The organism is Halomonas sp. A020 (assembly GCF_027943625.1).
In the GTDB taxonomy this organism is placed as follows: Bacteria; Pseudomonadota; Gammaproteobacteria; order Pseudomonadales; family Halomonadaceae; genus Vreelandella; species Vreelandella piezotolerans.
Map to the genome: position 1 here is coordinate 1,131,349 of NZ_AP022850.1, position 13,212 is coordinate 1,144,560.

The 13,212-nt window shown below is 59.0% G+C and carries 12 protein-coding genes; 5 read left to right on the plus strand and 7 right to left on the minus strand.

Features of this window, described 5'->3' with window-relative positions:
• Positions 1 to 49 precede the first annotated feature (49 nt).
• From hemC to FRH_RS05235, 4 genes are read left to right on the plus strand one after another with little or no spacing between them, the layout of a single operon-like run.
• Complete coding sequence (gene hemC, locus FRH_RS05220) at positions 50 to 994, plus strand: hydroxymethylbilane synthase (protein WP_139526057.1); 945 nt, start codon at positions 50 to 52, stop codon at positions 992 to 994.
• On the plus strand, positions 991 to 1,743 hold the full coding sequence (locus FRH_RS05225) for a uroporphyrinogen-III synthase (RefSeq protein ID WP_219862247.1): 753 nt from the start codon (positions 991 to 993) through the stop codon (positions 1,741 to 1,743). The genes hemC and FRH_RS05225 overlap by 4 nt, the downstream gene beginning before the upstream one ends.
• A gap of 43 nt (positions 1,744 to 1,786) precedes the next feature.
• A complete protein-coding gene (locus FRH_RS05230; protein ID WP_239285778.1) occupies positions 1,787 to 3,217 on the plus strand; it encodes a uroporphyrinogen-III C-methyltransferase in 1,431 nt (476 codons plus the stop codon).
• The gene (locus tag FRH_RS05235) at positions 3,214 to 4,476 is read left to right on the plus strand and encodes a heme biosynthesis HemY N-terminal domain-containing protein (RefSeq protein WP_139526059.1); all 1,263 of its coding nucleotides are present in this window, start codon (positions 3,214 to 3,216) and stop codon (positions 4,474 to 4,476) included. Before FRH_RS05230 ends, FRH_RS05235 begins: the two co-directional genes overlap by 4 nt.
• Before the next feature lie 78 nt (positions 4,477 to 4,554).
• On the opposite strand, the gene mscL is transcribed toward FRH_RS05235, so the two are convergent.
• Positions 4,555 to 5,046 (minus strand): large conductance mechanosensitive channel protein MscL, encoded by a 492-nt coding sequence (mscL, locus tag FRH_RS05240; protein WP_153843542.1) that lies wholly within the window; start codon positions 5,044 to 5,046, stop codon positions 4,555 to 4,557.
• Between the two features lie 154 nt (positions 5,047 to 5,200).
• Positions 5,201 to 6,385, minus strand: a complete 1,185-nt coding sequence (gene pobA, locus FRH_RS05245; RefSeq protein ID WP_153843543.1) for a 4-hydroxybenzoate 3-monooxygenase — start codon at positions 6,383 to 6,385, stop codon at positions 5,201 to 5,203.
• Between the two features lie 143 nt (positions 6,386 to 6,528).
• On the opposite strand from pobA, the gene FRH_RS05250 reads away from it, so the two are divergent.
• A complete protein-coding gene (locus FRH_RS05250; protein WP_219862250.1) occupies positions 6,529 to 7,431 on the plus strand; it encodes a helix-turn-helix domain-containing protein in 903 nt (300 codons plus the stop codon).
• 6 nt (positions 7,432 to 7,437) lie between these two features.
• Here FRH_RS05250 and FRH_RS05255 read toward each other — a convergent pair whose 3' ends face one another.
• The 5 genes from FRH_RS05255 to FRH_RS05275 form a co-directional block, all read right to left on the minus strand.
• A complete protein-coding gene (locus FRH_RS05255; protein WP_219862252.1) occupies positions 7,438 to 8,727 on the minus strand; it encodes a TRAP transporter large permease in 1,290 nt (429 codons plus the stop codon).
• Positions 8,717 to 9,244 carry a TRAP transporter small permease subunit gene (locus tag FRH_RS05260; protein WP_219862253.1) on the minus strand — a complete coding sequence of 176 codons (528 nt, stop codon included), beginning with the start codon at positions 9,242 to 9,244 and terminating at the stop codon, positions 8,717 to 8,719. Before FRH_RS05260 ends, FRH_RS05255 begins: the two co-directional genes overlap by 11 nt.
• Before the next feature lie 12 nt (positions 9,245 to 9,256).
• Positions 9,257 to 10,282 carry a TRAP transporter substrate-binding protein gene (locus FRH_RS05265; RefSeq protein ID WP_139526065.1) on the minus strand — a complete coding sequence of 342 codons (1,026 nt, stop codon included), beginning with the start codon at positions 10,280 to 10,282 and terminating at the stop codon, positions 9,257 to 9,259.
• Positions 10,283 to 10,630: 348 nt separating this feature from the next.
• The gene (locus FRH_RS05270) at positions 10,631 to 12,082 is read right to left on the minus strand and encodes an aldehyde dehydrogenase (protein ID WP_219862255.1); all 1,452 of its coding nucleotides are present in this window, start codon (positions 12,080 to 12,082) and stop codon (positions 10,631 to 10,633) included.
• Positions 12,083 to 12,133: 51 nt separating this feature from the next.
• A complete protein-coding gene (locus FRH_RS05275; protein WP_219862257.1) occupies positions 12,134 to 13,153 on the minus strand; it encodes a TRAP transporter substrate-binding protein in 1,020 nt (339 codons plus the stop codon).
• Between the last annotated feature and the right edge of the window lie 59 nt (positions 13,154 to 13,212).

Consider the following 13,212-nt stretch of genomic DNA (forward strand, 5'->3'; position numbering starts at 1 on the left):
AGAATTATCACAGTTCGACGCGCCGTGTCAGCGGCAAAGGGAGAATCAGGTGTCATCCATCACTAAATTGCGCATTGCCACACGTAAAAGTCAGTTGGCCATGTGGCAGGCCGAGTACGTCCGCGACCGCTTGATGGCGGCCCATAGCGGACTGGACGTCGAGCTTGTCCCCCTCTCCACCAAAGGCGACAAAATCCTCGATACGCCCCTTTCCAAAATTGGTGGCAAAGGGCTATTCGTCAAGGAGCTCGAAGACGCCATGCTGGATGGTCGCGCCGATATTGCCGTGCACTCCATGAAAGACGTACCCATGCACTTCCCCGAAGGCTTGGGGCTATCGGTGATTTTAGAGGGGGCAGACCCCACCGATGCGTTCGTGTCTAACCACTATAACAGCATCGACGAGCTGCCCGAAGGTGCGCGCATCGGTACCGCCAGCCTACGTCGTGGCCTACAAATGCGTGAAGCCCGTCCGGACCTGCAAATCCTCAACCTGCGCGGCAACGTCCAGACTCGCCTTGGTAAGCTCGACGATGGCGAGTTCGACGCTATCATTCTGGCCACCTCTGGCCTGCAGCGCCTGGGGCTCGACGCGCGAATCGCCCAAGCACTGCCCCCCGAAATCTGCCTGCCCGCCTGCGGCCAGGGCGCACTAGGCATTGAATGTCGCTTGCACGACCCCGAATTGATTGCGCTACTGGCCCCCTTGGACGATCAGGATACCGCCACCCGCGTGCGCGCCGAGCGCGCCATGAACACGCGCCTGGAAGGCGGCTGCCAAGTGCCGATAGCCGGACACGCCATTCTGGATAAAGGCAACGAAACGCTGTGGCTTCGAGGGCTTGTCGGCAACCCAGAAGGCACAGAAGTGCTGCGAGCCGAGGGGCGTGGCTCGATTCACGAGCCGGAAGCGCTCGGCATCCGAATTGCCGAAGAGCTTCTAGATCAAGGCGCTGGCGATATCTTGGCAGAGGTCTACGGTCGCCACGTATGAACCAACCGGTTCTGATTTGCCGCCCAGGAGAGCGTGGACAAACCCTGGCGGATGCCCTGCGCGAACGCCACGACTGGGTAGAGTCCCTTGACGTCATGCGCTTGGAGGCTTTGCCCGAAGCGGCGGCCCAACGCCAAATATGGTTGGATATCGATCAGTACCATAAGATAGTAGTGGTCAGCCCCTTTGCCGCACACTGTTTGAGCGAGGCATTGGATCGCTACTGGCCACAGCTGCCCGTTGGCATCGATTACTATAGCGTTGGGCGGGCCACTGCCAGCATACTGTCCGACCAGCTCGGGGTTAAGGTTCGTATACCCCCGCCCCATCGGGGTGAAGACACCAGTGAAGCGCTGCTCTCGTTGGCGTCGCTTCGCCAATTGGCGCACCAGCGGGTGCTGCTGGTGGCCGGTGAAGGCGGTCGCACGCTCATCGCCGACACGCTGACAGCACGCGGCGCCCAGGTGACGCGTCTAGCAGTCTATCGGCGTGTGTATCAACCGCCGCTCCCCGCCCTGCGCGAGCGCCTTCACGGTGGTGACTACCGGGCGCTCATCGTCACCAGCGGCGAACTGCTTGAATATCTGGCAAAATGGTGTGGTCCAGCAGCGTTGAACCAACCGCTAATCGTTTCCAGTCACCGTTTAGCTACACTGGCCGGTAAACTGGGTTTTTGTGACCTCAAGGTGGCGTCGGGAGCAACGCCGGCTGCGCTGGTGGCCGCGTTGGATCGGTCCTGCAACCCATAGGGTGCCGATGTCGATCAAGGAACTTAATAAGGGCTAGCGACAGATGAGCAAACAACCAAACGAGCAGGAAGGCGTCAACAATACGTCTGCCGATACATCCCAAGCGAACACGCCGTCGAGCGATACTGCGGCATCATCGTCGAAAAGCGAGTCGACTGCTAGCAGCGCCTCCTCGTCTTATGCGGCCAAAAATAGCCGTTCGCGCCGCCGCCATAAGAGTGGCAACAGTGCCTCTTCGGCACCGCAAACCGGCACGGCGAGCCATAACGGGCCGACGTCTGACTCGGCCAAAACGTCCGCCGCTAGCAACACCAAGGACACGAAAGAAACGAAGGACACTAAGGACGCCAAGAACAGCGCCGCCGACACCAAGCCAGCCGCTTCGTCGGGCAGTGCCGGTAAGCCAATCCCGCCCGCCTCTACAGCCGGTAGTGGCGGCAGCAAAGGCGGCGGTCTTGCCATCGCGTTGGTGATTATCCTGGCACTCGCCCTGGGCCTGATCACTTGGCAAGGCTGGCAGCGCCTGGATAGTCAGCAGCAGCGCCTGGACGAATTGGCCCAGCAAGCGCAAAACAGCGCTTCCCAGCAAGCGGTCAGCGAGCTTGAGTCACGGATCGAAGAGGGCGAAGCCGAACGAAGCCAAGCGCTGGAGAGTACCGTGAGCGAACTGCGCAGCGAGCTGGATAGCTATCGCAGCGACGTCAACAGCACGCTGGACGAGGTGCTGACGCAGCTCTCACAAGAGCAGGACACCGACGAGCGCGATTGGCTTCACGCCGAAGCGGCCTACTTGCTGCGTTTGGCGAATCAGCGCCTGCAGCTGGAGGGTGATGTGGAAGGTGCCGCCGCTCTGCTGCGCACCGCCGATGCCCGTCTGGCCGATGCCGATAACCCGGCGCTAACGCCCGTGCGTCGTGAAATTGCCAACGAGCTCGCCGCGCTGGACGCCGTTCCTCAAGTGGACCGCACAGGCATTTACTTAGCTCTGAATGCCCAGCAAGAGCGCGTAGCGGGTCTGCGCCTATCTCAAGAGATCGAAGAGCGCGCCGTGACGTCGAGCATTGAGCAGCCGCCTACCGGCACCTTCCAGCGCCAGCTCGCCCGCTTCGGTGAAGAGCTAAAAGATCTCGTGGTCATTCGCCAGCATGATGAAGCCCTGGAAGCGCTGATCACGCCGGAGCAGGAGTCCTACCTGCGCCAGAGCCTGCGCCTGATTCTCGAGCAGTCTCAGCTGGCGCTGCTCAAAGAGGAGCCCGAGCTGTACGAAGCGAGCATCGACAAAGCCCTGGAGCTGCTGAACGGCTACTACGACACCGAACGTGAAGAGACCCAGAGCGTCATAGCCCGCCTTCAAGAGCTGAAGCAGGCCGAAGTAAAGCCCGAGCTGCCGGATATCAGCGCCTCACAGCAAGCGCTGGCCAGCTTCATCGACAACCGTTTCGAGTCGCGTCGTCAGGATGGAGGTGATGCATGAGAAAACTCATCCTGCTGATCGTCGCGGGCCTTGCGGTTGGCGCGCTCTTTGGGCATCTGATGATGTCGGTGCCCGGTTACTGGCTGATTCGAGTGGGCGACACGTCGGTACAAACCTCGTTCTGGTTTGGGCTAGTGCTGCTACTGGGTGCCTTTATCGTCCTGCACTTCGCGCTGCGCCTGCTCACTGGCATCATTCGTCCGGTGGGCCGCTTCCGTACCTGGAATAGCCGTGCTCGCAACCGCCGCGCCATGAAACGTACCGTGCGTGGTTTGGTGGCACTTACCGAGGGCCGCTGGAAGAAAGCGGAGAAAACCTTGGTTCGCGCCGCGGACGACTCTAGCACGCCGCTCGTTAACTACCTCTCGGCAGCGTTGGCCGCGCACTACCAGGGCCATCATGAGAAGTCCCAAGAGCACCTGAACCAGGCCCAGTTGACTACCGACGGCGCGGATACCGCCATCGGCTTGATGCAGGCGCAGCTGATGATCGACCGTCAGCAGCCGGAAGAGGCGCTGGCCATCCTCAACCGCTTGGACAAGCAGCTCACCAATCATCCCCAGGTGCTGAAGCTGCTGAAACAGGTCCACCTTAGTGTCAACGACTGGGAGGGCCTGCGCCGCTTGATTCCACGCCTGGCGGCGCAAAAGCTGATTACGCAACAAGAGCGTGAACAGCTGGAGTTCAAGGCGTATCGTGAGCTGATCATCTTCGAAGCGCAAAACCCCACCAACATCGAACGGGTTCGCGGGCTGTGGGCCGATATGCCTGACTACCTGCGCGGCAATACCGAGCTGATCGTGCTCTACACCGAAGCACTGCTGCACGCCAACGAAGAGCCGATTGCCGAACGCCTGCTGAACCACTCGCTGGATCATCACTGGGATGCACGCTTGGTCAAACGCTACGGTTTGCTCAACGTGGACGCCGCACGTCAGCTCGCCAAGGCAGAGAAATGGCTGCAAGAGCGCCCCAACGACCCCGAACTGCTGCTCGCCTGTGGCCGCCTGTCGCTGCGTGTGGGCCAGTGGGAGAAAGCGCTGGAGTACTTCGAAGCCAGCCAGCGCCAGCGCCCCAACGGCGAAGTATGCGCCGAGCTTGCGCGCCTTTACGCAAGCCTAGGCGAGCATAACAAGAGCCAGCTCTACTATCGCCACAGCGTCGATATGCTGGCGAAATCATTGCCGTCGCTGCCACAGCCGAGCGATGCCAGTGATAGTAAGCAAACGGATAAGAAAGCGGCGAAAAAGACGGCTTAACGGCCCTCTTCAACGTCAAAAAGGGTGCCCATTGGGCACCCTTTTTGATGGCGACTCGCCAGGAGAGCTGACCGCGAATCACACGGATTCCATCGGTTTCTCTGGCGTCGCTACCTGTAGCTCAGAGGTGCAATGCCCGCAGCGAACGGCCTTGATCGGTACCACCATCAAACAGTAGGGGCACGGTTTTTCAGTCGGATCAGCGGGCGCCACCGCCTCTTCACGCTTCAAACGGTTGATGGTGCGCACCAGCAAGAACACCACGAACGCGACGATGGAGAAGCTCACCACCGCGTTAATGAACAATCCCACGTTCAGCGTCACCGCTCCCGCCGCCTGGGCGTCCGCCAAAGTGGCATAAGGGGCCTCCGCCACGCCCTCCCGTAACACGACAAACAGGTTCGAAAAATCGATACCGCCCACCAGTAAACCAATCAGGGGGTTCATGACGTCTTTGACAAGGCTTTGCACGATCAGCGTAAACGCTCCGCCAATGATGATGCCCACCGCCATGTCGATGACGTTGCCCTTGACGGCAAACTCGCGGAACTCCCGAAAAAACTTAGCCATACGCCCTCTCTCCTCACCCAGCTAATGAAACGCTCAAGGGCGACACTGCCCAGAAAGAAGAATGGGCCAAGGCCAACAGAGCGACAAGAGGCAGCGGTCAGATAAAAAACCCAAACCGTGGGGTTTGGGCAAGGAGGAAGAGCGCCAGCGTCGCTTATTCGAGCGATTCGTAAGGCAGCCCCACATAGTTTTCTGCGATGGTCGTCAGCCCTGCCGCTGAGCTGGTCACGTAGTCCAGTTCGGCCAGCTGCATGCGACTATTGAAATCCTCCTCATCGGAGAAGTTGTGCAGCATGGAGGTCATCCACCAGGAAAAACGCTCTGCTTTCCAGATACGCTTCAAACAGGTTTGCGAATAGCGCTCTATCAGATCGGTACGGCCTTCCTGATAGACCTTGACCAGTAAGCGATAGAGCGTATTCACATCGCTGGCGGCCAGATTGAGTCCCTTGGCGCCCGTGGGAGGCACGATATGGGCGGCATCGCCCACGAGGAATAGCCGCCCATACTGCATCGGTTCCACCACATAGCTACGCAGCGGCGCGATACTCTTCTCGATGGAGGGCCCTGTCACGAGCTTTTGCGCCACATCGTCCGGCAAGCGCCGCTTGAGTTCCTCCCAAAAACGCTCGTCCGACCAGTCTTCTACTTTTTCATCCAGCGGTACTTGCAGGTAGTAACGGCTGCGAGTGGCGGAGCGCATGCTGCATAGGCTAAAGCCACGCGCATGGCGCGCGTAGATCAGCTCATCGGACACCGGCGGCGTATCCGAGAGTAGCCCTAACCAGCCGAAGGGATACACCTTTTCGAACTCTTGGATGCGGCCCTGGGGAATCGCTTGGCGGGAGACGCCGTGGTAGCCATCGCAGCCCGCGATGTAGTCGCAGTCGAGCCTGACGGTTTTGCCTTGGTGCTCGAAGGTAAGGTACGGACTATCGCTCTCCAGATCGTGGGGCTGGACGTTTTCTGCCTCATAGAGCGTAGTCGCACCAGCGGCGGCGCGGGCCTCCATCAGATCCCGCGTGACCTCGGTTTGGCCATAGACCATGACCTTGCTGCCGCCGGTCAGCTCGTCCAGCGCAATGCGCACGCGGCGGTTATCGAACACGAGCTCGAAACCGTCGTGGGGCAGGCCCTCTTCATCCATGCGCCGGTCCACACCTGCTTCACGCAGGAGATCGACCATGCCCTGCTCGAGCACACCTGCGCGGATACGGCTCAACACATACTCACCGCTGCGACGCTCGACAATCACGTTATCGATACCTTGACGCTGGAGCAGTTGCCCCAGCAGTAGGCCTGACGGCCCGGCCCCAATAATGGCGACCTTCGTTTTCATAGGGATGCCTCGTCGTTGTCATTGTCAAAATCAGATAACTTGTATTTTTCAATGAAACACGTCGCTTAATAAGGCATGATCTAGATCAATTATTGGACATTCGACATTGCATCACTCAACCTTAGTCGTAAAGGAGAGCCCCCATGACGCCCTCGTCGAACGCTCCCGTTCCCGTCTTCAAGCTCTATGGCGAAACGCAGCACTGGCCGACGCCCGACTTGCTCCACTGTGAGTCCATTCCCGAGCGCAGCCGCCTGCATGACTGGCGTATCCGCCCCCATCGCCATGCCGACTTGGTGCATATTTTATTGATTGATCAGGGGAGCGTATCGCTGGAGTTGGAGGGTACGCGTCATGAGCTGCAAAGCGTGGCCGCCATTGTCGTTCCCGCCATGGCGATTCACGGGTTTCACTTTTCACCCGACGTACAAGGACACATCATTACCCTAGCCAAGCCGCTGGCCGAACACTTGCATACCCTGCTGGGCGAAAGCAGCGCCCTTAAAAAGGCCGATTTCTTTCGCCTATCGCTGGCTCATGAGCAAACGCGCATTACCACGCTCGTGACCCAGATCGATCGCGAGTATCGCCAGCCAGCGCCTGGACGCAGCCTGCTACTCGAAGCGCTGATCCAGGCACTCGTCGTCGAGCTTTCGCGGCTTGGCCATGCGGTCGGTAGCCCTAAAAGGCGCTATACCCCTCGCCAAAATGACAAGGGGCAGCAACATGTCGAGCAGTTTCAAACGCTCATCGAAACGCATTACCGTGAGCAGCCCAGCATCGAGTGGCTGGCCGGGCAAGTGGGGGTGAGCAGTGCACATTTGAACATGCTCTGCCGCCAACTCGCCGGGCGCAGCGCCCTACAGTTGCTACACGAACGGCTACTGCTAGAGGCCAAGCGCCAGCTTACCTACACCAACATGACCATTGGGCAAGTTTCTGACAGCTTGGGCTTCTCCGAACCGGCCTACTTCACGCGCTTTTTCAAACGTAATACGGCGCTGTCACCTCGCGATTTCAGAACGCGTCAATCGCAAGGGCGTTAACCCGCCTTAGAGCAAAAAGAAGGTCGACAGCACCGGAAAGAGGATCAACAGCGTCAAGCGGAGCAAATCAGACACGACAAAGGGTGTCACGCCCTTGAAGATCTCCCCTAGCCCGACATGCGGTGCCATCGCTTTGATGACGAACACGTTCATCCCCACCGGCGGGGTCATGAGGCCCAGCTCAACGGTCAGTACGGTCAAGATACCGAACCACACCGGGTCGATGCCCATTGCCTGAATGATCGGGTAGACCACCGGCACGGTGATCACCAGCATGGCGATGGAGTCCATGAACATCCCCAGCACGAAGTAGAGCGCCAGGATGCACAGCACCACGACGATGGGCGTGAGGTCCATGCCGTAGAGCAGATCCGTGATGGAGAACGAAATGCGCGATACGGAGATGAAGTAACCCAGCGTTTCCGCCCCGACCAGCATGAAGAACACCACCGCAGAAAGCGCCAGCGTCTCCTGTACGCTGTGCCATAGCTGGGCACCGCGCATGCCCTTCGCCAAGGCGTAGAGCAGCGTGGCGAAGGCGCCGACACTGGCCCCCTCGGTGGGCGTAAAGGCACCGAAATAGATCCCTAGAATCATCACCAGGAAGACGCCAAAGAACGGTACCAAACCGGTCAGCGAGAGCAACTTCTCTTTCCAGGCAGTGGGTTGACCCGCTACCGCCAGGGAGGGGCGCAGATACATCACCACGGTAATGGTCAGCGAGTACATCACCAGTCCCAGCAGGCCGGGAATCAGCCCCGCCATGAACATATCGCCCACGGACTGTTCGGTAAGAATGGCGTAAATCAGCAGCGCGATACTGGGCGGAATCATGATGCCCAGTGTGCCGCCAGCGGCCAGCGCACCGGTCGCCAAGCCACGGTTATAGCCGTAGCGCTCCATTTCGGGCAGTGCCACTCGCGTCATGGTGCTCGCCGTCGCCAGCGATGAACCGGAGATGGCGGAAAAGATGCCGCAAGAGCCCACCGCTGCAATGGCCAAGCCGCCTTTCCAGCCACCGCAAATGATCCGAGTCGAATCAAACAGCTTACCGGCCATCCCCGAGTGAGCCGCGAGTACGCCCATTAAAATGAACATGGGTACGGCGCTGAAGCTGTAGTTGGAGAGCACCTCGACCGGTACGGTTTTCAACTGTGCAACGGCGGCGTCCCAACTGATGATCTGAGCAAACCCCACCACACCGACGATCAGCATGGTCAACGCGACCGGGACGCGCAGAATCATCAGTACCAATAACAGCCCTAGCCCAATGGCACCAATCGCTTCACTCCCCATGAGCTGCCTCCTCACCGGCCGCATAGATCATGCCTAGCAAGGCGTGAATGGCGCTGCGCAATCCCAATAGCAAACTCAGCACCGCTGCCAATTGGTAAATCGGCCCCATGGGCAATCGCAGGTCTTGGGTGACCTCCCCGTGACGCGTCGCGGCGGCAGCAGAATCCAGCAGCCCAACGAACAGGACCAACCCCAGCGCCATGAAACCGAGCAAAAAGACGCCTTGCACACGATTCTTGATGGCTTGTGGCAAGCGGTGAGAGAACGCCTCCACCACTACTTGGCTTTTTTCGACATTGGCCGCCATCGCGGCCAGTAGTGCGAACAGCATCAAGTAGCTCACCAGCTCCACACTTCCGGAGACACGCAGCGCAATCGCGCCCTCGGTCAACCGGGAAAGATAGCGTGTGCTGACATCGGCCATGGTGACCCCCAGCAGGCCAATCAAAGCGACCCCGGCCACTAAGCGACAAATGAGGGCCAGCCAATGGCTGGCCCGATAAAAAGTAGACTGCATGACACATTACCCCTATTGGGCGCTGCAAGACTCGCTGGCTGCCAACGCCGCCTGATAGACGTCGCGCGCCTGATCGAGACCACGCTCTTCCAACTGCGTCAGGTAGTTTTCAATACCTGTTTGAAGCGGCGCCTGCCAGTCGGGATGCTCCAGCGGGTTTTCGATTTCGCGAATCGTGTGGCCCGCTTCGACGGCCTCTTGCTTGCCTTCTACGTCGAGTCGGTCAAACACTGCACCGGCGTTTTCAGCCCACTTCATACCGGAGTTATTGTCGATCACCGCCTGCTGCTCGGGGGTCAGGCTGTCGTAGCTGCGCTGATTCATGGTGGCCACGAAAATCAGCGTGTAGAACGGCACCTCGGTGTGGTAGTTGACGAGTTCGTTGATACGGAAGCCTTTCAAACCCTCCCACGGAAAGCTCAGGCCCTCGATCACGCCGCGCTGCATGGAGGTATAAATGTCGGGTGCAGGCATGCCTACCGGACTCGCCCCCATATTTTCCAGCATCTCACCCGCCACTGCGGTGGGGCGACGAATGCGCAGACCCTGCAGATCGGCGGGGGTTTGCACGTCGGTATCGATGGTGTGGATGCCACCCGGGCCCGTGGTAAACATGAAAAGCGGACGAGTATCTTCGTATTCGCTGTCCAAATGGCCGTCGTCGTAGAGCGTCTGCAGCACACAGGCCCCTTGGGTCGCGGTGCTGGCGACGCCCGGTAGCTCAACGATTTGCGACAGCGGGAAACGGCCCGCCGTATAGCCCTGGGCGGTAGCGCCGATATCGGCAATCCCATTGGCGGCGGCTTCGTAGATGGAGTCCGGTTTGGCTAACGTACCGGCGGGAAACATCTGAATGGTCAGCTCGCCGTTGGACTCTTCGGCAATGGTATCGGCCCAGGCCTGCAACACATCCTGGTTGACGCCCGACGGGCCAGGCCAGAAGTGGGCCATACGTAGAGTGGTTTCTGCCTGCGCAGCGCTAATGGAAAGTCCTGCAATGGCGGCTGCCAGCACGCACCGAGCAAAGGTATTTTTCATGGGGGACTCCAGGCTTATTTGGATTATTGTAAGTTCGCAGAGCGAATACTAGTTCGCTTTAAGGGATCACATTAGTCCACTATCAGGCGTAAGGCTAATCGACATTCGTCTATGTCCAAGCAGCATAGGACGCCTTGCTACCCGCGCCATCACTATCAAGCCGTGTTCCAGCCCTCTGATCTTTGCTAACAGCAAAATAGAATCAAAAAATTGGACTTTTACCAGATAGATTCACGACCATCGTCGAATGACCTCACGATTTGCCATTTCCTGATACATCCATAAAAAAGCCGCCTTCACTCGTGCAACGGCGGCTTGCTGACAAATGCAGAAGTACCAGGCGCTTTTCTAGATGGGATAGTGGCGCGGGCCAAGCTGCAGGGTCATCCAGCGCAGATTGGTGAACTCCTCGATCCCGGCCTTACCGCCAAAGCGTCCATAGCCGCTCGACTTAACGCCGCCAAAGGGCATCTGGGGCTCGTCGTGCACGGTGGGAGCGTTGATGTGGCAAATACCCGACTCGATGCGCTGGGCAAACTGCATCGCCCGGGCGGTGTCGCGGCTGAAAACGGCGGCCGACAGGCCATATTCGCTATCGTTGGCCACGCGTAGGGCTTCCTCTTCATCCTTAACGCGCATCAGCGCGACCACCGGGCCAAACGACTCTTCGCCATACAGGCGCATCGCCTTGGTCACCCCATCCACCACGGTGGGCTGCATGATGACGCCTTCGGCTTGACCACCGCAGGCGATACGAGCGCCATGCTGCTGGGCGTCGTCCAGCAGGGCGTTGAGCTTCTCGCCCGATTCGCGATTGATTAGCGTACCCAGCGCATTGCCTTCACCACGTGGATCACCCGCGCGCAGCGTTTGCGCCTTGCGAGCCAGCTTGTCGACGAAGGCGTCGGCGACCGCATCCATCACGATCAGCCGTTCGGTGGACATACAGATCTGCCCCTGGTTGAAGAAGGCGCCAAAGGCGGCGGCCTCTACGGCAGCGTCCAGATCGGCATCGTCAAGCACCACGAACGGCGCTTTACCGCCTAGCTCCAGCAGAACCGGCTTGAGATGACGCGCTGCTTTTTCGGCAATGATGCGCCCCACCTGGGTAGAGCCGGTGAAGTTGATACGCCGTACGGCTTGATGCTCGATCAGCGCCTCGACGACTTCGGCGGCCTTTGGCGGCGCATTGGTCACCACATTGACGATGCCATCGCCCAACCCCGCCTCGATCAGCACCTCCCCAATCAGGTGGTGGGTCGCGGGGCACTGTTCCGAGGCTTTGAGAATCACCGTGTTGCCACACGCCAGCGGGGTGGCGATGGCCCGGGTACCCAAAATGATCGGCGCGTTCCAGGGAGCGATCCCGACCACCACGCCGCAGGGAACCCGCACGCCCATCGCCAGGTTGTCGGGCACGTTGGAAGGGATGACCTCGCCATTCACTTGCGTGGTCAGCGACGCCGCCTCGCGCAGGATGTTGGCGGCGACCATGACATTGAAGCCCGCCCAACCCGGCGTAGCGCCGGTTTCGTCCACCATGCGCTCGATGAAGTCGGCCTGGCGCGCCTCCATGATCTCGGCCGCCTTGAGCAGCTTGGCGCGCTTTTCGCCGGGGCCGGTCGCTGACCAGGCCGGAAAGGCGCGGACTGCCGCCTCAGCGGCGGCCTGGGCATCGCTAACCGATGCGGCCGCTATGCAGCTGACCGTTTTTCCGCTCAGCGGGTTGGTGTGTTCGAAGGTAGCAGACGCGCGAGCTGAGCATGAATGGCCGCCGATTAGCAGATCGAGAGTGTTCATGGCGTACTCCTGGAATATAAATGGTAAGACGGATGACCGTTGCGCCAAGATTTATTCTTCACACTGATCGCGTAACGCTAACGCTTTCTCGTAAACAGCGCGGGCACTATCTAGGCCCCTCTGCTCGAGTTGCGCTAGATAGTTTTCAGTGCCTTGTTCGAGTGGAGGAGCCCAGACGGGATCATTGAGTGGATCTTCAACCACATGGATGGTATCGCCCTGCGCCAATGCCTCTGCACGACCAGCCTCGTCAATATCATCAAAGACTTGCCCCGCCTTACTCGCCCATACCATGCCACTATTGTTATCAATCACTGCTTTTAGTTCGGGGGAGAGGCGATCATAAGACGCCTGATTCATAGTGGCCACGAACGTGCCCGTATAGTAGGGCAACTCCAAATGATGATTCACTAACTCATTGATACGGAAAACCGTCATGGCTTCCCAGGGGAAACTCAAGCCGTCTATCACGCCACGCTGCAGCGACGTATAAATATCCGGCGCAGGAATGCCCACGGGGTGCGCGCCCATACTGGTCAGCATTTCCCCTGCTACCTCGCTGGGATGACGCATCCTCAGGCCAGCCAAGTCAGCGGGCGTTTCGACTGCGGTATCTTGTGTATGCAAATAGGCTGGCCCAGTGGTGAATAGAAATAGCGTATGGGCATCGTCATACTCCTCGGCTATATCCCCTTCATCATAGAGTGTCTGTAAAATGCAGGCCCCTTGCGATGCGCTCGTCGATACGCCAGGAAGCTGCACGATTTCGGAGAGAGGGAAGCGGCCGGAAGTATAGCCTTGTACCGTGATGGCAATGTCAGCGATGCCATTCACCGCTGCTTCGTAAGCTTTGTCAGCCTTGCTCAGCGTTTGAGAAGGGTAGATTTCTACTTTCAACTGGCCATTCGACTCCTGCTCGACTCGTTGCGCCCAGGCTTGATAAATTTCCTGGTTAACCGTCGAACTGGCAGGCCACAGGTGGGCCATGCGGAGTGTCGTATCAGCATTAGCCGACGTACATAGAACGGCTGTCGATAGGCCGACTAACAGTGGCGATAGGGTTCTTTTCATGAGGGTGCTCTCTGTCATTGTTATTACCTTCATTGTTTGGCGTGATTACAACGCCCTTG

What these genes read in the sequence shown, in the direction of transcription:
- FRH_RS05250 (WP_219862250.1), top strand. Translation starts at nt 6,529, where the DNA reads ATGACGCCCTCGTCGAACGCTCCCGTTCCCGTCTTCAAGCTCTATGGC.
- FRH_RS05255 (WP_219862252.1), bottom strand. Translation starts at nt 8,727, where the DNA reads ATGGGGAGTGAAGCGATTGGTGCCATTGGGCTAGGGCTGTTATTGGTA.
- mscL (WP_153843542.1), bottom strand. Translation starts at nt 5,046, where the DNA reads ATGGCTAAGTTTTTTCGGGAGTTCCGCGAGTTTGCCGTCAAGGGCAAC.
- FRH_RS05265 (WP_139526065.1), bottom strand. Translation starts at nt 10,282, where the DNA reads ATGAAAAATACCTTTGCTCGGTGCGTGCTGGCAGCCGCCATTGCAGGA.
- FRH_RS05270 (WP_219862255.1), bottom strand. Translation starts at nt 12,082, where the DNA reads ATGAACACTCTCGATCTGCTAATCGGCGGCCATTCATGCTCAGCTCGC.
- FRH_RS05275 (WP_219862257.1), bottom strand. Translation starts at nt 13,153, where the DNA reads ATGAAAAGAACCCTATCGCCACTGTTAGTCGGCCTATCGACAGCCGTT.
- FRH_RS05235 (WP_139526059.1), top strand. Translation starts at nt 3,214, where the DNA reads ATGAGAAAACTCATCCTGCTGATCGTCGCGGGCCTTGCGGTTGGCGCG.
- FRH_RS05230 (WP_239285778.1), top strand. Translation starts at nt 1,787, where the DNA reads ATGAGCAAACAACCAAACGAGCAGGAAGGCGTCAACAATACGTCTGCC.
- FRH_RS05260 (WP_219862253.1), bottom strand. Translation starts at nt 9,244, where the DNA reads ATGCAGTCTACTTTTTATCGGGCCAGCCATTGGCTGGCCCTCATTTGT.
- FRH_RS05225 (WP_219862247.1), top strand. Translation starts at nt 991, where the DNA reads ATGAACCAACCGGTTCTGATTTGCCGCCCAGGAGAGCGTGGACAAACC.
- pobA (WP_153843543.1), bottom strand. Translation starts at nt 6,385, where the DNA reads ATGAAAACGAAGGTCGCCATTATTGGGGCCGGGCCGTCAGGCCTACTG.